At 47.0% G+C, this 23,674-nt stretch carries 28 protein-coding genes and 2 pseudogenes; 17 read left to right on the top strand and 13 right to left on the bottom strand.

Annotated elements, in window-relative coordinates:
• Positions 1-3: 3 nt before the first annotated feature.
• Genes fdh3B through ACIQZ3_RS02975 form a run of 4 tightly spaced genes read left to right on the top strand, consistent with a single transcriptional unit; the run spans position 4 to position 2,303 of the window.
• A complete protein-coding gene (fdh3B, locus tag ACIQZ3_RS02990; RefSeq protein WP_397390197.1) occupies positions 4-663 on the top strand; it encodes a formate dehydrogenase FDH3 subunit beta in 660 nt (219 codons plus the stop codon).
• On the top strand, positions 660-896 hold the full coding sequence (locus tag ACIQZ3_RS02985; RefSeq protein ID WP_397390195.1) for a hypothetical protein: 237 nt from the start codon (positions 660-662) through the stop codon (positions 894-896). The genes fdh3B and ACIQZ3_RS02985 overlap by 4 nt, the downstream gene beginning before the upstream one ends.
• A 47-nt stretch (positions 897-943) precedes the next feature.
• Positions 944-1,999 carry a formate dehydrogenase subunit gamma gene (locus ACIQZ3_RS02980; protein WP_397390193.1) on the top strand — a complete coding sequence of 352 codons (1,056 nt, stop codon included), beginning with the start codon at positions 944-946 and terminating at the stop codon, positions 1,997-1,999.
• Between the two features lie 10 nt (positions 2,000-2,009).
• Complete coding sequence (locus tag ACIQZ3_RS02975) at positions 2,010-2,303, top strand: hypothetical protein (protein WP_397390191.1); 294 nt, start codon at positions 2,010-2,012, stop codon at positions 2,301-2,303.
• Here ACIQZ3_RS02975 and ACIQZ3_RS02970 read toward each other — a convergent pair whose 3' ends face one another.
• Complete coding sequence (locus tag ACIQZ3_RS02970; protein WP_397390189.1) at positions 2,304-3,014, bottom strand: ATP-binding cassette domain-containing protein; 711 nt, start codon at positions 3,012-3,014, stop codon at positions 2,304-2,306. It abuts the gene before it with no gap.
• On the bottom strand, positions 3,007-3,702 hold the full coding sequence (locus ACIQZ3_RS02965; protein WP_397390187.1) for an ABC transporter permease: 696 nt from the start codon (positions 3,700-3,702) through the stop codon (positions 3,007-3,009). Before ACIQZ3_RS02965 ends, ACIQZ3_RS02970 begins: the two co-directional genes overlap by 8 nt.
• 65 nt (positions 3,703-3,767) lie before the next feature.
• On the opposite strand from ACIQZ3_RS02965, the gene ACIQZ3_RS02960 reads away from it, so the two are divergent.
• The 3 genes from ACIQZ3_RS02960 to cls are packed head-to-tail and all read left to right on the top strand — an operon-like array spanning position 3,768 to position 6,192.
• On the top strand, positions 3,768-3,968 hold the full coding sequence (locus tag ACIQZ3_RS02960) for a hypothetical protein (RefSeq protein WP_397390185.1): 201 nt from the start codon (positions 3,768-3,770) through the stop codon (positions 3,966-3,968).
• Positions 3,968-4,720 carry an endonuclease/exonuclease/phosphatase family protein gene (locus ACIQZ3_RS02955; protein WP_397390183.1) on the top strand — a complete coding sequence of 251 codons (753 nt, stop codon included), beginning with the start codon at positions 3,968-3,970 and terminating at the stop codon, positions 4,718-4,720. Before ACIQZ3_RS02960 ends, ACIQZ3_RS02955 begins: the two co-directional genes overlap by 1 nt.
• A complete protein-coding gene (gene cls / locus ACIQZ3_RS02950) occupies positions 4,717-6,192 on the top strand; it encodes a cardiolipin synthase (protein WP_397390181.1) in 1,476 nt (491 codons plus the stop codon). Before ACIQZ3_RS02955 ends, cls begins: the two co-directional genes overlap by 4 nt.
• Here the strand turns inward: cls and ACIQZ3_RS02945 are convergent.
• Both ACIQZ3_RS02945 and ACIQZ3_RS02940 read right to left on the bottom strand, forming a co-directional pair.
• A complete protein-coding gene (locus ACIQZ3_RS02945) occupies positions 6,189-7,373 on the bottom strand; it encodes a CaiB/BaiF CoA transferase family protein (protein ID WP_397390179.1) in 1,185 nt (394 codons plus the stop codon). The genes cls and ACIQZ3_RS02945 overlap by 4 nt on opposite strands.
• Positions 7,374-7,415: 42 nt before the next feature.
• The gene (locus ACIQZ3_RS02940) at positions 7,416-8,546 is read right to left on the bottom strand and encodes an acyl-CoA dehydrogenase family protein (protein ID WP_397390321.1); all 1,131 of its coding nucleotides are present in this window, start codon (positions 8,544-8,546) and stop codon (positions 7,416-7,418) included.
• A 228-nt stretch (positions 8,547-8,774) separates the two neighbouring features.
• Here ACIQZ3_RS02940 and ACIQZ3_RS02935 point away from each other — a divergent pair, with 228 nt between their 5' ends.
• The 4 genes from ACIQZ3_RS02935 to ACIQZ3_RS02920 all read left to right on the top strand — a co-directional run bounded on the left by ACIQZ3_RS02935 (position 8,775) and on the right by ACIQZ3_RS02920 (position 11,445).
• Entirely contained in the window at positions 8,775-9,278 is a 504-nt protein-coding gene (locus tag ACIQZ3_RS02935; protein ID WP_397390177.1) for a YqaA family protein, read from the top strand.
• 52 nt (positions 9,279-9,330) lie between these two features.
• Positions 9,331-10,107 (top strand): 3-hydroxybutyrate dehydrogenase, encoded by a 777-nt coding sequence (locus tag ACIQZ3_RS02930; RefSeq protein WP_397390175.1) that lies wholly within the window; start codon positions 9,331-9,333, stop codon positions 10,105-10,107.
• Positions 10,108-10,235: 128 nt separating this feature from the next.
• Positions 10,236-10,814, top strand: a complete 579-nt coding sequence (sodB, locus tag ACIQZ3_RS02925) for a superoxide dismutase [Fe] (protein ID WP_397390173.1) — start codon at positions 10,236-10,238, stop codon at positions 10,812-10,814.
• A gap of 37 nt (positions 10,815-10,851) precedes the next feature.
• The gene (locus ACIQZ3_RS02920) at positions 10,852-11,445 is read left to right on the top strand and encodes a urate hydroxylase PuuD (protein ID WP_397390171.1); all 594 of its coding nucleotides are present in this window, start codon (positions 10,852-10,854) and stop codon (positions 11,443-11,445) included.
• A 100-nt stretch (positions 11,446-11,545) separates the two neighbouring features.
• On the opposite strand, the gene ACIQZ3_RS02915 is transcribed toward ACIQZ3_RS02920, so the two are convergent.
• Both ACIQZ3_RS02915 and ACIQZ3_RS02910 read right to left on the bottom strand, forming a co-directional pair.
• Positions 11,546-12,715, bottom strand: coding sequence for an NAD(P)/FAD-dependent oxidoreductase (locus ACIQZ3_RS02915; RefSeq protein WP_397390169.1), 1,170 nt, complete (start codon positions 12,713-12,715; stop codon positions 11,546-11,548).
• A gap of 72 nt (positions 12,716-12,787) precedes the next feature.
• Positions 12,788-12,955 carry a rubredoxin gene (locus ACIQZ3_RS02910; protein WP_216180761.1) on the bottom strand — a complete coding sequence of 56 codons (168 nt, stop codon included), beginning with the start codon at positions 12,953-12,955 and terminating at the stop codon, positions 12,788-12,790.
• Between the two features lie 167 nt (positions 12,956-13,122).
• Here ACIQZ3_RS02910 and ACIQZ3_RS02905 point away from each other — a divergent pair, with 167 nt between their 5' ends.
• Both ACIQZ3_RS02905 and ACIQZ3_RS02900 read left to right on the top strand, forming a co-directional pair.
• Positions 13,123-14,070, top strand: a complete 948-nt coding sequence (locus ACIQZ3_RS02905; RefSeq protein ID WP_397390167.1) for a hydrogen peroxide-inducible genes activator — start codon at positions 13,123-13,125, stop codon at positions 14,068-14,070.
• A 77-nt stretch (positions 14,071-14,147) separates the two neighbouring features.
• Entirely contained in the window at positions 14,148-15,248 is a 1,101-nt protein-coding gene (locus ACIQZ3_RS02900) for an alkene reductase (protein ID WP_397390165.1), read from the top strand.
• 43 nt (positions 15,249-15,291) lie between these two features.
• On the opposite strand, the gene ACIQZ3_RS02895 is transcribed toward ACIQZ3_RS02900, so the two are convergent.
• Genes ACIQZ3_RS02895 through ACIQZ3_RS02880 form a run of 4 tightly spaced genes read right to left on the bottom strand, consistent with a single transcriptional unit; the run spans position 15,292 to position 17,625 of the window.
• Entirely contained in the window at positions 15,292-15,468 is a 177-nt protein-coding gene (locus ACIQZ3_RS02895) for a hypothetical protein (protein WP_216180771.1), read from the bottom strand.
• Positions 15,469-15,489: 21 nt separating this feature from the next.
• Positions 15,490-15,681 (bottom strand): hypothetical protein, encoded by a 192-nt coding sequence (locus ACIQZ3_RS02890; protein WP_216274444.1) that lies wholly within the window; start codon positions 15,679-15,681, stop codon positions 15,490-15,492.
• Positions 15,678-16,451 (bottom strand): hypothetical protein, encoded by a 774-nt coding sequence (locus tag ACIQZ3_RS02885; protein WP_397390163.1) that lies wholly within the window; start codon positions 16,449-16,451, stop codon positions 15,678-15,680. Before ACIQZ3_RS02885 ends, ACIQZ3_RS02890 begins: the two co-directional genes overlap by 4 nt.
• A gap of 28 nt (positions 16,452-16,479) precedes the next feature.
• The gene (locus ACIQZ3_RS02880) at positions 16,480-17,625 is read right to left on the bottom strand and encodes an L-lactate dehydrogenase (protein ID WP_397390319.1); all 1,146 of its coding nucleotides are present in this window, start codon (positions 17,623-17,625) and stop codon (positions 16,480-16,482) included.
• A 147-nt stretch (positions 17,626-17,772) separates the two neighbouring features.
• Between ACIQZ3_RS02880 and ACIQZ3_RS02875 the strand changes: the two genes are divergently transcribed.
• Both ACIQZ3_RS02875 and ACIQZ3_RS02870 read left to right on the top strand, forming a co-directional pair.
• Positions 17,773-18,681, top strand: a complete 909-nt coding sequence (locus tag ACIQZ3_RS02875) for a DMT family transporter (protein WP_397390161.1) — start codon at positions 17,773-17,775, stop codon at positions 18,679-18,681.
• A gap of 103 nt (positions 18,682-18,784) precedes the next feature.
• Positions 18,785-19,933, top strand: a pseudogene (locus ACIQZ3_RS02870) (aminotransferase class V-fold PLP-dependent enzyme).
• A 31-nt stretch (positions 19,934-19,964) separates the two neighbouring features.
• On the opposite strand, the pseudogene ACIQZ3_RS02865 reads toward ACIQZ3_RS02870, so the two are convergent.
• Positions 19,965-20,615 (bottom strand): annotated as a pseudogene (locus ACIQZ3_RS02865) (FABP family protein).
• Positions 20,616-20,696: 81 nt separating this feature from the next.
• On the opposite strand from ACIQZ3_RS02865, the gene ACIQZ3_RS02860 reads away from it, so the two are divergent.
• Complete coding sequence (locus ACIQZ3_RS02860; RefSeq protein WP_397390159.1) at positions 20,697-20,978, top strand: protein tyrosine phosphatase; 282 nt, start codon at positions 20,697-20,699, stop codon at positions 20,976-20,978.
• 11 nt (positions 20,979-20,989) lie between these two features.
• Here the strand turns inward: ACIQZ3_RS02860 and ACIQZ3_RS02855 are convergent, their stop codons facing one another.
• Entirely contained in the window at positions 20,990-21,970 is a 981-nt protein-coding gene (locus tag ACIQZ3_RS02855; RefSeq protein WP_397390157.1) for a DMT family transporter, read from the bottom strand.
• A 6-nt stretch (positions 21,971-21,976) separates the two neighbouring features.
• Positions 21,977-22,858, bottom strand: a complete 882-nt coding sequence (locus tag ACIQZ3_RS02850; protein WP_397390155.1) for an NAD(P)H-hydrate dehydratase — start codon at positions 22,856-22,858, stop codon at positions 21,977-21,979.
• 62 nt (positions 22,859-22,920) lie between these two features.
• Between ACIQZ3_RS02850 and ACIQZ3_RS02845 the strand changes: the two genes are divergently transcribed.
• The gene (locus tag ACIQZ3_RS02845; protein ID WP_397390153.1) at positions 22,921-23,598 is read left to right on the top strand and encodes an MBL fold metallo-hydrolase; all 678 of its coding nucleotides are present in this window, start codon (positions 22,921-22,923) and stop codon (positions 23,596-23,598) included.
• Positions 23,599-23,674 lie beyond the last annotated feature (76 nt).

Here is a 23,674-nt window from a genome sequence, read left to right as displayed (position 1 = left end):
ACCATGGCAAGAATGAAATTTATTTGTGATACAGAGCGATGCATTGAGTGCAACGGCTGTGTCACTGCCTGTAAAAATGATAACGAAGTACCTTGGGGCATTACTCGTCGCCGTGTAGTTACGGTCAATGACGGTATTGTTGGCAAAGAAAAATCAATCTCAGTTGCCTGTATGCACTGTTCGGATGCGCCTTGCATGGCGGTATGTCCAGTAGATTGCTTCTATCGCACTGATGAAGGCGTTGTCTTGCATGACAAAGACATCTGCATCGGTTGCGGCTACTGTTCATTCGCATGCCCATTTGGCGCACCTCAGTTCTTAAGCAAGGGCGCTTTTGGTTCCCGCAGCAAAATGGACAAGTGCACGTTCTGTAGCGGCGGTCCTGAGATAAATGGTAGTGTTGCCGAGTTCGAGAAGTATGGCCGTAATCGCTTGGCAGAAGGTAAGTTGCCATTGTGCGCAGAAATGTGCTCAACCAAAGCATTGATTGGTGGTGATAGTGAAGTTATCTCTTCAATCTACGCGAAGCGTGTTGCAGTGCGCGAAGCTAATGGTCGATATCCAAGCAATGAGATTTTTGGTTGGTCGACTGCTTATGGTCCATCAGGATCACCAGCGCCAACACCAACACCTGCTGACAAAATTCCAGGAGCAAAGTCATGAAATTGAATTTCAAAACTCTCGGTTTGTATTTAGCAGCTGGCGCTTTGCTAGCTGCTTGCTCCGAACCTCCTGAGATTGCAGCTAAAGCTGCAAAGCGTCCTGATGTAGCCCCTTATATGGGAGCTGACAATGGATTTATGACTAAAGGTTGGACTCCAGGCGATCAGGCAAGTTGGACGGAAGCGATTAACAAGCGCAATCAGAAGCAATCTGAATACTCACGCGTTAAGTGATCAGTTAAACAACAATAAATAAAACGAAAACGTTTAAGGATATTTGTATGAATCGATCATTCTCTAGTGTTAGTCGCTCATGGGTTCTGGCCCTAGGCGTATCGCTAAGTTTGCTTAGCGGTGTCTGTCTTGCAGACCGCGCGCCAATGCAACCTCTGCCATCCCCAAGTGGTATTGATTTTCCAAAAAATCTCAATTCCATTCCAAATGGCACGCAGGCTGAATCTCAGCCAGCAAATACTGCGCCTAAAGAGGGTGCAATTTGGGATACGGCTAATGGCGACCCTTACAACTTTGTCAGCATCCCCGATAAAGAGGCGAGCGTTTTGATTCAGCGTGCTGGTCAGCAATGGCGCTTGATTCGTAATGGCATCATCACCGTTTACGGCGCTTGGCTGTTGGCAATCGCTTTCTTTGGCATTGCTGCTCTCTTCCTAATTAAAGGCCCAATTAAACTTCATGCCCCGATGTCTGGTGTAAAGATCAAGCGTTTTAATGGCTTTGAGCGCCTGACACACTGGGTAATGGCAGCCAGCTTTATTGGTCTTGCTTTGACCGGCATGTTGATTTTATGGGGCAAGTATTTCGCGCTCCCATTAATGGGTGGCGTTGCTTATGGATCTTTCTTGATGGTTTGCAAGAATATCCATAACTACTCTGGACCATTGTTTACTTTGAGCGTTGCGATTTTCTTCCTGCTCTTTGCTACTCGTAACATTCCAGGTAAGGGTGATCTGACTTGGTTGATGACGCTTGGCGGGGCATTGACCGGCAAGCATCCTCCTGCAGGATTCTTCAATATGGGTGAGAAAATCTGGTTCTGGTTTGGCATGGTTATTTTGGGCCTCACCATTTCAGCTTCTGGCTTCGTGCTCGATATGATCGTGCCGTTCATGGATGTCCAGTATCTTCGCGGCACTATGCAGTTAGCCAATATTATTCATAGCTCAGCAGCTATCTTGATGACAGCTATGGCAATGGGTCACATTTACATTGGTACGATTGGTATGCAAGGCTCTATCGATGGCATGAAGAATGGTTACGTAGATGCAACCTGGGCCAAAGAGCACCATGAGATCTGGTACGACAAGGTTAATAAATAAGGACATGGCCATGAAAAAAATCATTGCTTTCACACTCTGTTCATTTGCAACTGCAGTTGCATTTGCTGCCTTGCCACCATTAACGCCTGAAGCGCAAGAGGCTGCAACCTTAGCAAAAGCTAAGACAGCTTACGGCGATAAGGTTGGGGCTTTTAAGTTGTGCCAGGCGCAAAATAAAGTGGCTGATCAATATAGGGTATCTGGTACTCCGGCACCAGCAGCCTGTGTAGCGCCACCCCCCTTTGTTGCTCCAGGCGCTGCAGCGGCAGCTCCAGCACCAGTGGCACCAACAGCAGCAAAGTAATTAGTCGCTGAGCAATTCTTGATGTAAGTAGCGTTTAGCTGCTAGTGTTTGAGGATCAGCAAAGAAAGGACCTACGGGTCCTTTTTCTTTTATCTGGCCCTGATCAATAAAGATGATGTACTCCGCCAGCCTTTGTACTTGTGCAAGCTGATGGGATGTGAAGATCACATCTGAGCCTTGAAGCTTGAATTGACGAATCATTTCTTCAACTTGCTCCGTTGTATTGGGATCGAGATTGGCTGTAGGCTCATCGAGCAAAACCAAATTAGGCTTTTGCAAAATGGCTCTGCCCAAGCAAAGCTTTTGTCTTTCACCTGCCGATAGTTTATGGGCGGGGCTGTTCGCAAGATGGCTTAAGCCGATCTGCTCAATAACTGCATCAATCTGGATTGAATCAATCGAAGAGTCTGAATCTTTGACCATGGCAAGATTGGTTCTTGCAGAGGCTTTGATCATTGGTGTGTGGTGGAGCACTAGGGATGAGCGGACACCTGCAGTTGAATAAGTTACCGCCCCTATGTCAGGCCCAATTAATCCATCAAGTAGCTTTAGTAGCGTCGTCTTTCCAGCGCCATTAGGGCCAATGCAGGCGCAAATTCGATCTGCTGGAATGACTGCATGCGGAATGTCTAAGATGATGCGCCCATCACTTTTGACGATGACATCCTTAAGCTCTATGTAGCGGTTGAATTTAGTTACTAACTTAACCATAGCGACGCTCCGCAACTTGGCGAACTGCGAATGTAAATAGGTTTGCAAGCAACACAATGCCGAGCAATACAATCCCCAAGGCGAGAGCCAATGGTAGGTCTCCCTTGCTGGTCTCCAGCGCAATTGCGGTAGTCATGGTGCGGGTTGAGTGATCAATGTTGCCACCTACGATCATGACGGCGCCTACCTCAGATATTGCCCGGGCTAGTCCAGCCAGAATGGCAATCGTCAGGGAGAAACGGCAGTCCCAAATAAACCATTTCAGGGCAGAAAGTCTGGGCAGTCGAAGCGCTCTAAATGAATCCCGATGAATTCTCCAGGAATCCTCTAGGATTTGGCGGCTTAGGGCGGCAATGAGAGGGGTTGTCAGCAGTGTTTGGGCTAGGATCATGCCCTTGGGTGTAAAAAGCCATCCCCACACTCCTAATGGCCCTGTTCGGGAGAGTAAAAGGTAGACCACTACGCCAACGATGACTGTTGGTACGCCCATGAGGCTATTTAAGCCGACGGTTATTGACTGTTTGCCCTTAAATTCTTCAGTAGCTAGTAGGGCACCAATCGGCAGGCCAAGCAAGGTGCCCAGTAGCAGGGCGCTCAAACTCACCTGCAGTGAGACCAGTACGATGCCCATCACTCCGGCATCTAAATGCACAAGCAGTCCGAAGGCATCCTGAAAGGTCGTAAGCATGGGCTCGATTCTAGCAAGGCGGTGGCAAAATGGCATAAATGCAAACAATTTCCCTTTTTTAACTCATGGCTGAAGTCATTTGCCTCTGTAATGAGGTCCTCGATGTCGATCTTCGTGAATATCTCAACGAGCATCCGATCGACTCCATTGATGAGCTGCGTGAGCAGGCCTCCATTTGCAATAAGTGCATGCAATGCCAGGACTTAGTTGAGGGTGAAATCTACTTGGCACGTGTAAGACGACAACGTGCTGAAGGACAGTTTTAATGACCCAGCTCCATTTAGGTCGCTTTAGCGTCATGACGATGAATGTGCATAAAGGCTTATCTCCCTTGCATAGAAAATCTACCATCTACGAGCTGCGTCAAAAAATGCGTAGTCATCATCCTGATTTACTTTTCCTGCAAGAGCTTCAACAGGAGCATCGAGGGCGGATTAGGCGATTTGGTCAATGGCCCTTAATGGAGTTAACCCATTTTCTGTCGGAAGATTTTTGGCATGATTGGCACTACGGTAAAAATGTCGAGTATCCCGATGGTCACCATGGCAATGCCATTCTTTCTAAGAGACCATTGCACAAGGGTGAAAACTACGATATTTCAGCCTATCGATTTGAGCGGCGTGGTTTACTTCACAGCATTACTCAATTAGAGGGCGTGCCAACACCCATCCATTGTTTTTGTGTGCACCTGGCTTTATTTGAAAGAGGTCGGGAGCGTCAATTAGATAAGATTATTCGTTACATTGATACTCTTGCTGGTGGCGGTCCAACCATTGTGGCGGGCGACTTTAATGATTGGCGCAATCGTGTGAGCGCGCCAATGCAGGCTGCCGGCTTTAATGAAGTATTTGAAGTTCTTACCGGCTCTCCTGCAAAAACTTTTCCTAGCGTGAAGCCAATGCTTCCGATGGATCGGATTTATGTGCGAGGTCTAAAAATCCATTCTGCAGAAGTCTTGTATGAATGGCTGAAATTATCTGATCACCTAGGTATTACCGCGGAACTGGAAATCGTATGAGCTTTTTAAATTATCTATTGGGAACTATCTTTGGTTTCTCTTTAATCTGGGTTCCACTACTACACATTGTCATTGTGTTTCTCTTTGGGTTCAGATTAATCTCTGTAAGGAGACCGGTAGGTGTTGTCCTTGCATGGTTCCTGATTGTGGTTCTCGTTCCGCTACTTGGGGTTGGTTTATATATTTTGATTGGTGAGCGTCCTGTAGGTCGTAAGCTGACTCGAAAAATCATTCGCATGGATAAGGAATATGCGGCCATCACTGAAAATATGCGTCAGCGCTATCGGGCTGATAAGCAGTTACTGCCGATTGAGGGCAGGGCACTAAGCCTGTTGGCGGAGTCGAATAATGGCTCTCCGGTAATTGCTGGCAATAAGATTGAATTATTTACGAGCTCTCTTAAGATTTTGCAGCTATTTATCGATGAAATTAATCAAGCGAAAAACACACTTCATTTGGAATTCTATATATGGGCCCTGGGTGGTGATGCTGATCGTGTTGGCGAGGCCTTAATTGCTGCCGCTAAGCGTGGTGTAGCTTGTAAAGTGCTATTAGATTCCTTAGGCAGTAAAGACTGGTTTAAGTCCACTTGGCCAAATCGTTTCAGAGATGCTGGAATTGAAGTGACGGAAGCCTTGCCAATTCAGATTGGCCGTTTCCAATTTCGCCGTGCTGATCTTCGGCTTCATCGAAAAATATTTGTGATTGATAACGCCATCGCTTGGACTGGCAGCATGAATATGGTTGATCCACGTAGCTTTAAGCAAGATTCAGGAGTTGGTGAATGGGTTGATGCGATGGTCAGAATTGAGGGGCCGGTTGCATCTCAATTTGAACTGACCTTCTCATTTGACTGGAGCGTGGACAATCCCAAGATTACGCATTTCAATGATGTTGCGCCAGCAGCCACTCCGACAGAGGGTCGAGCGCTGGCCCAAGAGTTTTCCTCTGGTCCGGTATACCGCGACGATATCTTGTATCAAGTACTGTTATCCGCCATCATGGATGCCCGCAAAGAGTTGACCGTTACTACGCCTTACTTTGGTCCGGATGATGGGTTGATTCAGGCGCTGATGGCAGCAGCGGGGCGGGGCGTTAATGTCACTCTCATTGTTCCCAAATTAAACGATTCCACATTAGTCGCTTGGAGTAGCCGCAGCTTCTATAGCGACCTCATGAATGCTGGTGTCAATATTGCTGAATTTCATGGTGGCCTATTGCATACGAAAAGCTTATTGATTGATAAGCGTGTAGCGATATTCGGTTCGGTCAATTTTGATCAACGCAGCTTGCGTCTTAATTTTGAAATTAGCTTAATCGTATACAACGATGAGTTTTGCGCCAAACTCGAAACTTTGATTGACTCCTACTTGGCTCAATCCGATATGGTGAATCCAGTAAGCTGGGCTAAGCGACCACGTTGGCGTGTCTTGCTAGAGAACGCAGCGCACTTAGCTTCACCCTTGCTTTAGATTGCTCCTTGCGCGCGCATAGCCTCAATCTCGCTCGCAGCAATACCAAGCTCATCAAGGATTGCATTGGTGTGCTGACCTACTGATGGGATTTCATCCATACGGTAGGCGAAGCTGTTATTGCTATCTGGGGGTAGCATAGCTGGAATAGGGCCTACGGGCGAACCAACTTGCACCCAACGATCTCGCGCCTTGAGTTGATCGTGAGTCCATAAGCCCTGCATATCATTGAGACGAGCATTGGCAATTTGAGCTTGATCCAATTTTGCAATCACTTGTTCGGAAGTCAGCTTGCTAAAACAGGCATCAATGATCGAGAGTAATTCATCTCGCTTCTCATTGCGTTTGAAGTTTTTATCAAAACGCTCGTCTTTGGCAAGCGTCTGATTCTCAAGCACGACCTCACAGAATAAAACCCACTCACGGTCGTTTTGGAGGCCCAACATGACGGTGCCGCCATCACCTGCCTTAAACGGCCCATATGGGTAGATCGTGGCATGAGATGCACCATTGCGAGGAGGAGGGGTGGCACCTTCATAGGCATAGTAGAGCGGGTAGCTCATCCATTCACCTAGTGATTCAAGCATCGATACGTCGATCGAAGATCCCTTGCCAGTCTTGCCTCTTTGTAAGAGGGCTGCCAGAACGTTGGTATAGGCATACATACCTGCGGCAATATCAGCAATAGAGTTTCCTGCTTTGCTAGGGGCTTCTGGAGTACCAGTAACAGATAAGAATCCAGCCTCACTTTGAATCAGCAAGTCGTATGCTTTTTTATCGCGATAAGGCCCATTATTTCCATAGCCGGAGATGTCACACAAAATTAAGCCTGGATTGTCTTTCTGCAGGAGTTCTGCAGTCAGCCCCATCCGTGCTGCTGCACCAGGTGCCAAGTTCTGTACCAGCACGTCAGCTGTTTTTAGAAGTGTCTTGAGTGCTGTAAGTGTAGATTCTTGTTTGAGATCTAAGGTCAAGCTTTCTTTAGAGCGATTCACCCAGGTGAAGTGGGATGACATGCCGTTAACGCGCTCATCGTACGCACGCGCGAAGTCACCAGCGCCAGGACGTTCAACCTTAATCACGCGTGCACCTAAGTCTGCTAATTGGCGCGTACAAAAAGGAGCAGCAATGGCATGCTCCAGAGAAACCACAGTGATGCCATCTAAAGGGCGAATACTCATGTAATGACTTACCCAACTGAATGAATGAAAAGACCTAGCTTCTTAGAAGGAGCGGGGGAGACCAAGGACATGCTCAGCCACATAGGAATAAATTAAGTTGGTCGAAATGGGTGCCACTTGGTAGAGGCGGGTTTCTCGGAACTTACGCTCAACATCGTATTCATTGGCAAGGCCAAAGCCGCCATGGGTTTGCAGGCAAACGTTAGCTGCCTCCCATGAAGCTTTTGCAGCTAGATACTTAGCCATATTAGATTCAGCGCCACAAGCTTGCTTGGCATCAAAAAGCTCACAGGCCTTAAAGCGCATCAGGTTAGCCGCTTCCGTTTCAATATAACAATCAGCAATCGGAAACTGAATACCTTGGTTCTTGCCAATCAGACGATCAAATACCACGCGCTCATTTGCATAGCGACGTGCTTTATCCACAAACCAGTAAGCATCGCCAATACATTCCGCGGCGATGAGCGTGCGCTCAGCATTGAGCCCATCAAGAATGTATTTAAATCCTTGACCCTCTTCGCCGATTAAATTCTCGGCGGGAATTTCTAGGTTATCAAAGAAGACTTCGTTGGTTTCATGGTTCACCATATTGGCAATTGGCTGGATTGCCATACCTTTGCCAATCGCATCTTTGAGATCAATGATAAAGATCGACATACCCTCTGATTTTTCCTTCACCTCTGCGAGCGGGGTAGTGCGTGCCAGCAGAATCATCAAATCCGAATGCTGAATGCGAGAGATCCAAACCTTCTGACCATTCACCACGTACTTATCACCCTTTTTGACAGCGGTAGTTTTGAGTTTGGTGGTGTCGGTACCGGTAGTGGGCTCGGTGACTGCCGTAGCCTGAAGGCGCAATTCACCTGTGGCGATTTTGGGGAGATAAAGCCTCTTCTGAATATCGGAGCCATGGCGCAATAAGGTGCCCATGTTGTACATCTGGCCGTGACATGAGCCTGCATTACCGCCCGAGAAATTAATCTCTTCCATGATGACCGAGGCTTCAGCTAGACCTAAGCCGGAGCCACCGAATTCTTCTGGGATCAAGGCTGCCAGCCAACCTGCCTGTGCCATAGCATCAACAAAGACCTCTGGATAGCCTCTTTCATGATCTACTTTTTGCCAATAAGCGGAGTCAAAACTGCCGCAAAGGTCGCGCAAGGCTTCGCGCATATCTTGGTATTGGTCTGGCTTGGGGATAGGGTGATTGATTTGGCGATCTAACAATAAAAAAGGGGTTATCGAATATGTGAATCCCTACAGTTTAAGCAAGAATCTAAAAGTGTGGGCAACTCAAGAAGGGTCTTATCTTCACCTACATAGCTGATCTCAATGCCTATTGGGGCATACTTGAGGAATGGTCGTATCCTTACTTTCTAGCCCACTTGGAGTCTTTGCTTAATGGAGCAAATGCTGAGTCAGTTTTTCGACTTCTTTGGGGTGCCATCGGTTGGTTTGCCGGCTGTATTTATCAGCGCCTTTGTTTCTGCAACCTTGCTGCCCGTGGGATCTGAGCCGATACTTTTTGGCTATGTTTCAGTCAACCCCCATTTATATTGGGTCGCCATCATGGTGGCCACTATTGGCAACACCTTAGGGGGTATGTTCGACTGGTGGCTTGGATTACTTAGCCGCAATAGCTTCGAGTCGCTTAAGGGACCTTCCAATAGCAGAATGCAGCGTTGGCTGGAAGAGCGCGGGCCGAGGATGCTGGTTTTGTCGTGGTTGCCTGGCTTTGGCGACCCCCTTTGTTTGGCTGCAGGATGGCTCAGGCTACCTTGGGTGCCTTGCCTGATTTATATGTTTATTGGCAAGTTGCTGCGCTATTTAACGCTGACTTGGCTGTTAACCTTGGTGCCCACAAGCGTTTGGCATCAATTAGGGCATTGGCTTCATCTAATCTAAATTCTTCCGTTGTATCCTATATTTTTCTTGTAAATAACCCGAGAGGACAATCATGTCTCACTTAAAAGGCAGAACAGCCCTGGTCACTGGCTCAACTAGCGGTATTGGTTTAGCAATGGCGATTGGATTGGCAAAGCAGGGCGTCAACATTATGGTGAATGGCTTTGGCGAGAAAGATGCTGCTATTGCTGCTATCAAAGCTTGTGGTGTTGAGGTTGAATATCACGGTGCCGACATGAGCAAACCAGCTGAGATTGAAGATTTGATTGGGCAGACTGAAAAACGCTTTGGCTCACTCGATATATTGGTAAACAACGCGGGCATTCAGTACACGGCTAACGTTGAAGACTTTCCAGTTGATAAGTGGGAATCAATTATTGCGATTAACTTAAGCTCAGCGTTCTACACATCTCACCATGCTTTGCCTGGAATGAAGAAGCGTAATTGGGGTCGCATTATTAATATTGCCTCCGTTCATGGTATGGTTGGATCCACCCAAAAATCTGCGTATGTAGCTGCTAAGCATGGCATTGTTGGATTAACAAAAGTAACCGCGCTCGAGAATGCAAAATCCGGCATTACCTGTAATGCAATATGCCCAGGCTGGGTCCTTACCCCTCTGGTTCAAAAGCAAGTTGATGCACGCGCAGAACGCGATGGGATTTCTAATGAAGAGGCTAAAAAAGCCTTGGTTTCTGAGAAGCAGCCTTCAGGTGAATTCGTAGCTCCAGAGCAATTGGCGGCATTAGCTGTTTTCCTATGCGGTCCTGATGCCTCTGAAGTGCGCGGAGTGGCCTGGAACATGGATGGCGGCTGGGCAGCCCAGTAATCCTCGGAATGGGGTGATTCAAGGCAATCCCCGGCTTAGCACCCAAACAAAATCGCCAGAATCGTCTATAGTTAGTGCAAATATAGCTTCTAGAGCTATTTGTTAACTCGATTTACAAGGAAGAAATAATGGAACATACATTACCTCAGTTACCTTACGCATTAGATGCGCTCGCACCATTTATCTCAAAAGAAACCCTCGAGTTTCACTATGGCAAACATCATCAAACATACGTAACCAATTTAAATAATTTGGTTAAAGGCACTGAGTTTGAAAATGCTTCCCTAGAAGACATCGTTAAAAAATCTGCTGGCGGTGTTTTCAATAATGCTGCTCAAGTATGGAACCATACTTTTTATTGGAATAGCATGAAGCCAAATGGCGGCGGCACTCCAACTGGCCCATTGGCTGATGCTATTAATGCTAAGTGGGGCTCTTTTGATAAGTTCAAAGAAGAGTTCGCAAAGTGCGCAGTAGGTACTTTTGGATCTGGTTGGGCTTGGTTGGTTAAGAAGGCTGATGGCTCACTTGATTTAGTTTCAACCAGCAATGCAGCTACACCACTGACTACCGATGCCAAGGCTTTGATGACTTGTGACGTTTGGGAACACGCTTATTACATTGATACTCGCAATGCTCGTCCAAAGTACGTAGAAAACTTCTGGAATGTAGTGAACTGGGATTTTGCTAGCAAGAATTTTGCTTAATTACCTCTGAGATATTCATTTCTATTAGAAAGTATTTATGTCTTCTATCTTTACCTCATTAGGACGTACAGTTTTAGCTGGTTTTGTGCTCCTCGTTTTAATTGTTTTGGCTTTAGGTGCAAACCTCAGCTCTATTGAATTGCCATTCTTGTTCCGCTGGATTCACGTGATGGTTGGCGTGATGTGGATTGGCTTGCTTTGGTACTTCAATTTTGTACAGATTCCCTCCATGCCAAAAATTCCAGATGAGCAAAAACCTGCAATTGGAAAGGTAATTGCTCCAACAGCTTTGTTTTGGTTCCGCTGGGCAGCCTTATTTACTGTTGTTAGCGGTTTATTCTTGTCCGTGTTGAATGGTTACGCTCATCAAGCGTTTACCTTGCAAGCTCCATTCCGCGCTATTGGTTTGGGTATGTGGATTGCCTTGGTAATGGCCTTCAACGTTTGGTTCATTATTTGGCCAAATCAAAAACGTGCTCTAGGCATTGTTGCTGTTGAGTCGGACGTTAAAGCAAAGTCAGCACGTATTGCGATGTTGACTTCACGCTTCAACACAATGCTTTCTGTACCAATGTTGTTTTTGATGGTTGCTCAATCACATAACTCAACTTGGTTTGTTATCGTTTCATAAACAGACCGCTGTAGATGATGAAAAAGGCCCGCAGATGCGGGCCTTTTCTTATTGCTAAATCTAGTTTGAATTATTGAGAATAGCCCACGAAGACTTGTCTTTATTGCAATATTGGGGGCAGCTCTTTTGTGAGGGCGCCACGTTGTGCTGTTGCAGTTCCAAGCAAAGCAAAGCCAAGTAATTTTCCATCGCTTGACTCAAAGCGAGCTTCAAGGCCGCCTTCTACTGGAATAATCTTCCAATCGCCAACCGCACCCTTTGCTGGTGGTGAAACAATAGTCGGTAGTGAAGGGGTCTTCACCATCACTGGCATAGCAGGGTAGGTCAGGGCGGCTGCCTGTCCAAGCAGGCTTGGTGCCAAAGCCCGTGCTGCCTGCATGATAGGCATGACATAAGGTAAAACCAAACCATCCACTTCAGCGCAGTCACCAATAGCAAATACATTTTTAGCGCTAGTTTCTAATTGGCGATTAACAGTAATACCCGTGCCTGTGGCAATTCCAGCAGCCTTAGCTAAATCCAGTCGCGGCTTCAGTCCAACTGCTGATAGAAATACATCGCTAGTAATGATTGATCCATTAGCGAGTGTGATTGTGAGGGAGTCGGCAATGCGATCGATCGATGCCACAGTCGTGGCAAAGTGCCAGCGAACTCCGGCATCACTTAACTTCTCTTGTAGAGCTAGTGCTGCAGCTTCGGGAAGTAGTCGACCCAAAGCTTGCGGTGCCAAATCAATCACATCAACTTCGTAGGACCCCAAGACCAGATCGTTGGCAAACTCACAGCCAATCAATCCCGCTCCTAAAATGGCAATGCGTTTTTTACCTTCAATCGTTTTACGAAATTGGGCATATTCCTCTAGATCGTTAACGGTGATGACTTCATTGGCCGCATTGCCTTGTAAAGGTAAGCGAATTTGATCTGCACCTAAGCCCAGTACCAACTTGCCGTAAGGAATGCTTCCTTTAGAGGTGGTAATTGTCTGGGCGACAGTATCAATTGCAGCGACATCAGCATCACTCACAATCGTCATTTCTAGTTGGGCTGCCATGCCTTCAGCATTTGTGGAAACCAATTGCCCTGCTGATTTATTGCTGGCAAGCGCAGTTGAGAGCATGGGCTTCGAATAGAAGTAGCCTGGCTCCCGAGTTACCAAAGTCACAGGGACTGTTTTATCTAGCTTACGTAGCTCGCGAATAACGGTAAACCCCGCTAAACCACTGCCGATGATGACAATGCCCGATTGAGATAAATTGTTCTGATGATCCAAGGCGGAGTTTCCTATTGATATGCTGTATTACGTTAGTTGATGAACTTCAAAGCTACTAAAGCTTTGAGTAATTTACGAGGTCTGAACCATTTCAAAATCAGATTTAGCTACGCCGCAGTCAGGGCACTCCCAATCATCTGGAATATCAGCCCAAGCGGTGCCAGGGGGAATGCCTTCTTCAGGTAAGCCTTTTGCTTCGTCATAGTTAAAGCCGCACACGATACATTGCCAAGTTTTCATAAGGGTTCTTTACTAAAAGAGATTACGAGCAGTTTAAATTTATTATCAAATATAGCTGCAAGTCAGGGTCAAGCTATATTGGATGAAGTCGCTAAATAATGATTTATATGTTGAATAGGAATGATATTATTTATCTAATAAATTGATTATAGGGACATCTACAAATTATGGCTGCTCTACCTTCATTACGTCAGCTTCGCTATTTTGTGGCAATTGCCCAAGAACTTAATTTCACCCGAGCAGCAGAAGTCTGTTTCGTGGGCCAATCCACCTTGAGTGCAGGCTTAAAAGAGCTTGAGGATGGCTTGGGGATCCGCTTGGTGGAGCGAGACCGTCAAAATGTGGCAATTACCCCCATTGGCCTCGAGATTCTGGAGAGGGCGAAGTCGATCTTAGCTTCGTCTCAAGATTTGGTGGAATACGCAGATGCTGCAGGTAAGCCCATGGCTGGGGCTATCCGCTTTGGTATAATCCCAACCATTGCGCCATTCTTACTCCCAAATGTGATGCCAGATATTCGAACCCGCTTTCCAAGTCTGAAGATTGCATTGCGCGAGGACCTGACAGCAAATCTCTTAACTAGATTGGCTGAGCATCAACTGGATTTCATCCTGATTGCATTGCCATATGAAACCTCAGGTTTATTGGTTAAAGAATTATTTGATGACGAGTTTTGGTTGGTTGCCAGGGAGGATGACCCAGCCCTTAAGGGGAAGGAGATTCATCTACCGGCAAAAATGGCTGAGAGACTGCTGCTTTTAGAAGAGGGGCACTGTTTGCGCGAACACACATTGCAGGCTTGCAGGCGCTCTGATATTCGCAAAGCCGACGGCATGGAAGCTACGAGCTTGCTAACGCTGTTACAGATGGTGGACTCTGGAATGGGAATTGCATTACTGCCAGAGATGGCGGTGAGGGGTGGCTTATTAAATGGCACTAGCTTGGAAGCTCGTCCATTAGCGCCCCCAGCGCCTAAGCGAGTGATTGCCTTAGTAGCCCGCTCCTCTACCGCTCACGTAGAAGAGTTCCAAGCATTCTCAGATTGCATCCAAGACAGATTCAAGAAGGGCGCCAAGAGCAGTCGTGGTGCGGTGAAGGGCCTACACAAGGATTAAGCTGGGCTCAGCAAGATTGCACCATTCTTGCTACAGTCGATCATTAAATAATTTATCAGTAAAAAAGAAAGAGTCTCATGTCCGGAAAAGAAATCATGTTTACCCCCGTTAAGCTTGGCTCTATTGAGTTAAAGAATCGATTGGTGATGGCACCGCTAACAAGAATGCGTGCTATCGATGGGGATGTGCCACATCCTTTGGCAAAAACATACTATGAGCAAAGAGCAAGTGCTGGCCTCATCATCAGCGAGGCAACGCAAATTTCCCCAATTGGAAAAGGTTATCCAGCAACCCCCGGAATTTATTCTGCTGAGCAAACTGCTGCGTGGAAAGAAATCGTGAATGCTGTTCACGCCAAGGGTGGCAAGATGGTTGCCCAACTCTGGCATGTAGGTCGCATTTCTCATTCCTCATTGCATCCTGAGCAGGGTGTTCCTGAGGCGCCTTCCGCGATTACGCCCACCGGTCAAACCTACGGCGCTGATTGGAAGTTGCATGACTATGAAACCCCTAGGGCAATGACGACTGAAGACATTGCACGCTTGTTAAAGAATTTTGAGTTGGCTGCAGCTAATGCAAAAGCAGCAGGTTTTGATGGTGTAGAAATTCACTCTGCCAATGGTTATTTACTTGATCAATTTTTACAAGACAAAACCAATCAACGTACCGATGAGTATGGTGGCTCTGTCGAAAACCGTGTGCGCCTATTAGGTGAGGTGATTGAGTCCGTTGCTAAGGTATTCTCAAGCGAGCGCATCGGTGTTCGCCTATCACCTTATGGTAGTTTTAACGATATGGCTGATAGTGACCCTATCGCTTTGTTTAATGCCGTAATTCAAAAGCTCAATGGCTGCCAGTTGTCCTATGTGCACATGATTGAGCCACGATCTACAACTGCAGGTGGCAATGATCAGATTGACGCAGGTGCGCCAATCACTTCAGAGATTTTCCGAAATGCATATAAAGGTCAATTTATTAGTGCTGGTGGATATGACCAAGCCATGGGAGAGGCTGTTCTTGAGGCAGGCTTAGCTGATGCAGTTGCTTATGGTCGTTTATATATTTCTAACCCGGATTTGGCTGAGCGCTTTGAGCAAGGTGCGGCACTCAATGCTTATAACCGCGCAACGTTCTACGGTGGGGCAGAGGTAGGGTACACCGACTACCCAACGCTCTAATCTATACAGCCATTTATAGGGCTTCTATCGAAAGATGGGGGCCTTATTTTTTGTCTTCAGGATCTTTCAATAGATCGTAGTGGTTCGCAACGAGTAGCAATGCAATCGATGCGCAACCCATGGCAAAGAATTGCCATTGATGCAACATGGCAGTACCGATTACTGTCATCAGGATGGTCCAGCCAACAGCCATCTTGGCTTTTTTAGTTAAGGGTTTCATATATCGGAATTCAAGTAAAAATTATCTAACGGAGAGCCTAGCTTTGGCGCTTAGCTCATTTGGAGCTCCGCGTTTATCGATCTGAGAAAGTCTAAGAGCCTCTTGCTCAAAATCAATTTGAGCTGGATGAAATTCAATATTGCCAAGGTGAATAACGTAAGTCCATACCAATTCACGGCCTCTATCTTTATATACATCTACAACACGTTTCATTTTTTACCACCTGTGGGGACTGCCGAGCTATGCACGGTGTTCATATTGTGTTTTAAATCAATCAAATTTCGTGGATCGATGCGAATCACGCCACCACGAGGGCTATCGATGTCTGCAATCAAAAAGAAGGAGATGGCAATCATCATTGGAAAAATCATAAAGAGGCCGACATTGTGCTTAAGGTTTCTTGCGCCAAAGCCCACCAATATATTGGCACCGATTGCAATTGCTGCCATAAGCCACCAGGCAGCTGTTGGGATGCGATTCCACCAGGCGGCCTGAGTGTAGCCTTGGGAGTTAATCACGTCATTCATTCCAGAGATCACTAGCGCAATAGTAGGGGTGGATTGTGTTCGCGCGACAGGGAGTAATTCATTCCACATGGCGTTTTCAAGTGCAATCGTGCGCTGATTAATTTGCCTAGCAGTCTCATGATCTTGCTTTGAATAGAACAAGATGCGCTGATCCAAATATTCATTCAGTAGCCCTTTGACGTTCTCAGATGCTTTGCTGGGCAGAAGGTCCGCCCTTAAAAACTCCGTGCCAATGGCATTTGCCTCGGCCTCTTCATAAGTCTGCCTCAAGTCATATCGAGCAATGGCCATGGAGAATATAAAGCCAATGATCAAGCCAAGCAGAGTGAGCGTAGCGGTCTGAATGATTCCTAAATCCGTAGAGGTCTCAGTATCCTTGGTGCGGTACTTACTAAATACGGCATTGCCAAACCACACTGAGCCCGAAAGGGCTACGGCGGAAATAGCAAATACCAATTCAGGGAAGTTGGCTAAGTATGAAATATTAAAAAGTTCCTGGATACAAAATATCTTTAGTCACATTCTGAATGTCACGGTGTCCTGTAAACGCCATAGTGATATCCAATTCATTATGAATAATATCGAGGCATTTGGTAACACCAGCTTCGCCCATGGCACCCAAACCATAGAGGAAAGGGCGGCCAATCATCGTACCGCGCGCACCGAGTGCCCATGCTTTCAATACGTCTTGTCCAGACCGAATACCGCCATCCATCCAAACTTCAATATCCTTGCCAACCGCATTGACGATGCCAGGCAAAGCCTTGATGCTGGAGATGGCGCCATCTAGTTGACGGCCACCATGATTAGAAACAATCAAGGCATCTGCGCCGGAGTTAGCAGCAAAGCGAGCATCCTCTTCATCCAAGATGCCTTTAATGATTAACTTACCACCCCAGAGTTTTTTGATCCATTCCACATCATCCCAACTCAGGCCTGGATCAAACTGCTCAGCGGTCCAAGATGAGAGGGATGACATATTGCCAACGCCAGTGGCGTGACCAACAATATTGCGAAAGGTTCTCCGGGGAGTCATTGCCATGCCCATGCACCAGCGGGGCTTGGTCATCATGTTGATTATGTTGGCAATGGTTAGCTTTGGTGGCGCAGACAAACCATTTTTTAAATCTTTATGACGCTGTCCCAAAATTTGTAAATCTAAAGTGAGAACTAGGGCAGAGCATTTGGCAGCTTTGGCGCGCTCAATGAGGCGCTCAATAAAGCCACGGTCTTTCATGACATAGAGCTGAAACCAAAACGGTTTCGTAGTGCGTTCTGCCACATCTTCAATCGAGCAAATGCTCATGGTGGATAAGCAGAAGGGAGCACCAAACTTTTCTGCAGCACGGGCAGCCAGAATTTCACCGTCGGCATGTTGCATGCCGGTTAAACCCGTTGGTGCAAGCGCTACAGGCATTGCAACCTCTTGACCCACCATCGTTGTTTTGGTGGTGCGATTAGTCATATCTACAGCAACGCGCTGGCGTAGTTTGATCTTCTGAAAATCGGATTCGTTGGCTCGGTAGGTGGATTCAGTCCATGACCCAGAGTCTGCATAGTCATAGAACATCTTAGGGGTGCGTTTTTGGTGCAGAACTCGTAAATCTTCAATATTGGTGATGATTGCCACTAAACCCCCTTTGTGTATTGCCAATGCCAGACGTCTGGCGCTCATTTAAGCTCTATCTTAGCAATACCAGGCATTTGTTTCTACAATGCGTAGGCAAAGCCCTTCTTGGGGCTCAAAATGCCTATTTATTTACCTAAATCCTTCTGAATGCCTCAATTACCCCTATCGACCGTCTTCTATTTAACGCTAGCCACCATTCTTTGGGCGGGTAATGCGATAGCTGGGCGAGTGTTGGTGGGGAGTATTTCACCAATCAGCTTGAGCGCAGTTCGTTGGGGGTTGGCGGCCCTCATGTTGCTACCTTTTGGGTGGAAGATCTTTAGGCCCGGTAGTGCTCTATGGAAAAACAAAGGCCGCTTCTTGGTCTTGGGTCTTTTGGGTGTGGGTAGCTATAACGTATTACTCTATCTTGCCTTACAAACCTCAACTGCAATTAATGTCACCCTCATCGGCGCCAGCATGCCGATCTGGATGCTATTTATCGGCGCCGTCTTTTATAAGGTGCGGCCAACGCTTCTGCAGCTTGTGGGCGCAGTTGTTTCCTTAATAGGCGTTACCGTAGTCCTAACGCGTGGTGAGCCTACCAGCCTACTTAGCATGGAAGTGGTGATGGGTGATTTGCTCATTATGTTGGCTACGATTCTTTGGGCTTTTTATAGCTGGATGATTAGTCGTCCAGGGGAAAGCACGGAGCGGCAGTGGCCCTGGGCGGAGTTTTTAATGGCCCAGGTTTTAATTGGCTTCATGTGGACGATGCTGTTTGAAAGTGCAGAGATTGCGACGGGGTATGCTTTTATTGATCTCAATTACTGGACTGGGGCATTGATCATTTTTGTGGCAATTGGGCCATCATTAATTGCTTATCGATGCTGGGGCTTGGGGGTCAATGGTGCAGGTCCAGCCGTAGCGGCATTCTTTGCCAACCTCATCCCCTTATTCACCGCCTTATTCTCAGCGGCTATTTTGGGTGATCCACCCCAGCTTTTTCATGGCCTTGCTTTTGCCCTCATTGTTGTCGGAATACTGGTCTCCTCTACGGCTAAAAAAAGTAGCTAACCCACTCATTTGCCTAAAAAGCCCGTTTTCAGAGGCTGAGTACCCAAACAGCGCTAAATCAGTATCATTTAGGGCTAATCACACGATTTACTAGGAAATTACTATGCCAGGCTTACTCCCGAATGTTGATCCAGACGGTTTATTGGAGTTTTCGGTTGTTTACACAGACCGCTCGCTGAACCACATGTCTGAAGAATTCAAAAAAGTCATGGTGGATATCTCTAGTGTCCTGAAGGATGCTTATAACGCTAGCTCAGCTGTCATCGTTCCAGGTAGCGGTACTTTCGGTATGGAAGCAGTTGCTCGCCAATTTGCCAATAATGAGAAGTGTCTTGTATTGCGCAACGGTTAGTTTAGCTATCGTTGGACTCAGATTTTTGATCTTGCTAATATTACTCAGGACGTTACTGTTATCAAGGGCAAGCAATTAGAAGATACTGCGCAGGGTGTTTTTGCTCCGGCGCCAATTGAAGAAGTGATGGCCTTCATTAAGAAAGAAAAGCCAGCAGTTGTTTTTGCTCCTCACATAGAAACTTCTGCCGGAATTATTTTGCCTGACGACTACCTCAAAGCAGTTGGCGAAGCGGTTCGCTCGGTGAATGGTTTATTTGTTCTCGATTGCATCGCTTCAGGCGCAATGTGGGTGGATATGAAGACTTGTAATGTTGACGTATTGATTACTGCACCTCAAAAAGGTTGGAGCAGTTCTCCTTGCTGTGCCTTGATTGCTATGGGTGATAGAGCGCGCGAGCGTATTGAGTCTACTCAAAGCAGCAGCTTCTCAATGGATCTCAAGAAGTGGCTCCAAATTATGGAAGCCTATGAAAAGGGTGGTCACGTGTATCACACCACTATGCCAACAGACGCACTCAAAATCTTGCGCAATGTAATGAAAGAAACTCAGGCCTTGGGCTTTGCCGCACTGAAAGCGAAGCAACAAGAGTTGGGTGACAAGGTTCGTGCTTTATTGGTATCGAATGGCTATCACTCAGTTTCAGCAAAAGGCTTTCAGTCTCCTGGCGTAGTAGTGAGCTACACCAAAGATCCAGAAATTCAATCAGGTAAGAAATTTATTGCGTTGGGCTTGCAAACTGCTGCCGGTGTGCCATTGCAGTGTGATGAGCGTCCAGACTTCCGCACTTTCCGAATTGGTTTATTTGGTTTAGAGAAGTTGGCTCATGTTGACCGCGCTGTTGGTCATCTTGCAGCAGCTCTAGAAAAAATTACTGAGACTGAAGCCCAGCCAGCTTAAGTAGCGGAAAGATGCAAATGAACAAGCCGTCTTAGGGCGGCTTTTTCATTGACTCAAGCGCGAGAGGGTTGGGGGTTGCTTCTCCAACCTTCGTTAATACATTGGTATCAAGATGGTGAAAGGGTGCATCCTGGCCTTTGATCATCATCACTGTGTCTTGCTCGTAAGACCAAGTACCATCTTCCAAAATGGTCACCATGATGCGGTACTCAATGGTTTTAAATGCGTAGTCCAAAAAAGGGCTCGAAGAGATCCCAGCAGTTGGATCATCAATTTTGGCAACGCATTCAAATTGGGTTGCGGTAGCAGAGGCTTTGCCTGTTGCCATCGTGATCATGCCGCGAGGAATCGTGAGGGTGTGAAAAATGGAACCAGTCGCAGGCTCCTATAGCCAATAGCCAACTTGATCATGATAGGTTTTGACTTGATCGGGCTTGGTGATGTGGAGGTGATAGCGCAAGCCATAAAACAACTGTGGTCCATTGGTTTGTGGATCAATTGGCTGCATCTCAATACGTTCGGTGTAAACCTGCTTCTTTGGGCCTTCGGCTTTGGGCTTGATGTCTAAGCCCCGTTGACCTTCCCAGATCCCAGCAAGGCGGGTAAGGGGTCCTAGGTTTTCTAGAGTGTTAATTGAGTATCCCTGGGGCTCTGTATAAATATCAGTGGGAAAAGAGTTCATGCTGACGCCTTGGTTAAATGAAGCATTTATGGCAAATAATTGAGTATTATTAAATTATCCACAAACCTTACGGAGTCTCAAATGAATACTCGTTTTGCAAAACTCACTTTGGCCGCACTCATTTCCGCCTCTATTGGTTTATCACCACTGACTGTGATGGCAGCTGATCCAGCGCCAGCTCTTGCACCAGCGGCAGCTCCAGCAGCAGTGCCTGCTACTCCAGCACCTGCAGCTCAGCCAGAGAAGGCTTCTAAGAAGTCTAAGAAGCAGGCGAAGAAAGATAAAAAAGCAGAGAAGAAGTCTAAGAAAAAAGCTAAGAAAAAAGCAAAAGCAGCGCAAGAGCCTGCATCAGCTCAACAATAAATTCGTAGTAATTAAGTTGGGGGGTCGGATCCCTCAAGGTCTAAGAGCTTTGTGGAATTCAACCCCTTTTGCTTGTCTGGTGCATTGTTGCGCACCAGCAGCCACATTGCCCCCATCACTAAACTCATCCCGCCTACCTGAATCCAGGTAATGGGTTCAGACAATACGATCCAGCCCATAAATAGGGTTGAGACAGGACCCAGTATTCCGGCTTGCGCAACGAGGGGTGAGCCGATGCGATTAATCGCAATCATGATTAACAGCATCGGAATGACAGTGCACAGACTGGCATTGAGTAGGCTGAGCCAATAGATCTGATGCACCTGTACAAATACAGCTGCGGGATCGTAAATCAGAATTTGAATAACGCTCAGAAGCGCAGACGCGGAACTGGCGTAGACCACTAAGCGTACGCTACCCACACGCTTGACCATTTCTCCGGAACCAATCATGTAGATTGCATATGAGCATGCGCTAGCGAATACTAGCAACATGCCAAGCACTGCTAAAGAACCAGTCGAACTGGCGTCCTGAACGAACACCACAATCACACCAAGATACCCAACAATCAGTGCGTACCATTGCAAACGACTAATGGATTTATTCAATACAAAATAAGAAATCAACAACACGATAGTTGGAGTGAGGTAAAGAACAATTCGTTCTAAGCCAACAGAAATATATTGCAGTCCTAGAAAGTCTAGATAGCTTGAGAGAAAGTAACCCATAAATCCCAGGGCAAATATCTTTACTTTATCCCTCCAGGATAGCGGGCTCATGGCCTGCCTACGTGCTTGCCACCAATAGATCCCCCAGAAAAGGGGAAGGGCCATCAGCATCCGCAAAGCAATTAATGTCTCCGCATTTGCACCATAAGCAAATGCAAGCTTGATCAGAATGGCTTTTCCGGAAAAGAGAACTGAGCCCAAGCCGGCCATAAAGAGGCCGTACACGTAACGACGATGTTGGAGAATTCCGCTGGCTGATTGCATGCTGTTTTATAACAGCTTATTTAGAAGACTCCGCATCTCCAAAATGACCTCTGATGGAGTGAGTCCAATCGGACCAATGTCCTTGGCTACTAAACTATCTGCAGCGGATGCATGGAGTTGTACCCCAATACAGCCCGCTTCCCACAGATTGAGATTGTGATGTAGCCCTTGTGCAGCGATCGCTGCAATAGTGCCGGTTAACACGTCGCCCATTCCGCCGACAGCCATGCCCGGATTACCTTCAGCGCATTGCACTGCAAAATGAGTAGGGGAGGCAATGAGCGTATGTTGGCCTTTGAGAACGACAATGGAGTTGGTGAGCCTCACTAAGTCAGATAGTGCATCAAGGCGGTTTGCTTGTACGTCTGCAGCCGTCGTATTGAGAAGATTTGCGGCTTCACCAGGGTGTGGAGTCAGTATACTCATACCAGGAAGCACTATATTTCGCTCCTTCAGCAGATCTAAATATTCAGGTGTATCGGCCATTAAATTGAGTGCATCGGCATCGATGACTAGTGGAACTTTTGGATAGCGCAGTGCAGCCATCAGCCAATCCCTAGCTAACTCAGAAAAACCTAAGCCTGGTCCAATCGCAATCACATCAGGTGCGGTAGCCTCTAATTGTTCTTGGGCATTGAAGCTGGCTAAGCGAACCATGAGCTCGGCCTGTTCTGGTATGGCATGAGCTGCTGTTGGATCCAGCATCTCCAAAATAGTCCAGCCGGCTCCTAAGTGAAGTGCCGCGCTACCAGATAGCATCAGAGCGCCAGCCATGCCCGGCGCACCACCAATTAATAGCACCTTGCCAGCATTCCCTTTGTGTTCTGAGGGTGCTCGCTTAAGACGCGTGATGAGCTCGAGAGATCTCAGTTCAATAGGGGAATTCATTTGAATAGTATCGCTCTAATGAGTGGCTTAACAATGGATTTTATCGGGAGTATCCTGTGGGAATGAAAATACAATTTCTTGGTGCTGCAGGTGAGGTTACCGGCTCGAGGCATTCTGTTGAGGCTCTTGTGGGTGGGCGTGAAATTCGCTTCATGGTGGACTTTGGCATGTTTCAGGGTGGGCGCGAAGCTACCGCAAAGAATCTCGAGCCTTTACCGTTTCCCCCTAAAGAAATTGATTTCGTCGTACTAACGCATGCGCATATAGACCATAGCGGTTTATTACCCAGACTCTGTGCACAAGGTTTTTCCGGCCCCATTTATTGCACTGATGCGACATTTGAATTGCTAAAAATTATGCTTCCCGATAGCGCGCATTTGCAACGCTCCGATGTAGAGCGGGCAGAGCGTAGAAAAAAGGCGGGAAAGTGGCGCGGTGAGCTACCAGTGGCTTTGTACTCCATGGAGGAGGCTGAGCTTGCTCTTGGGCAATGCGAAATACTCCCTTATGGAAAAACGCTAGAGCTGGGTCAAGGCATTCATCTCGAGTTTCAGAATGCGGGCCATATTCTAGGGTCGGCAATTGCCGTGATCGATGTTACTGAAGACCATGCCAAGAAAAAGCGCTGTGTATTTTCTGGGGATATTGGCATGAAGGGTAAGTTATTGATGCCAGATCCCTCCAGGATTGAACAGGCAGACGTGGTGGTAGTGGAGTCAGAAGTGGCCCCATTCCTTTGAACAGTTTCCCTCGATTTATAAGTGGATTCTCTACTCTGCTTAAGCCGCCTTTAATGCGGGCGGCAGGGTTTTAAAA

Source organism: Polynucleobacter sp., assembly GCF_044342855.1.
Classification (GTDB): domain Bacteria; phylum Pseudomonadota; class Gammaproteobacteria; order Burkholderiales; family Burkholderiaceae; genus Polynucleobacter.
The sequence above is the reverse complement of the archived record's forward strand: the minus strand, read 5'-3'. Positions and strand labels throughout refer to the sequence as shown.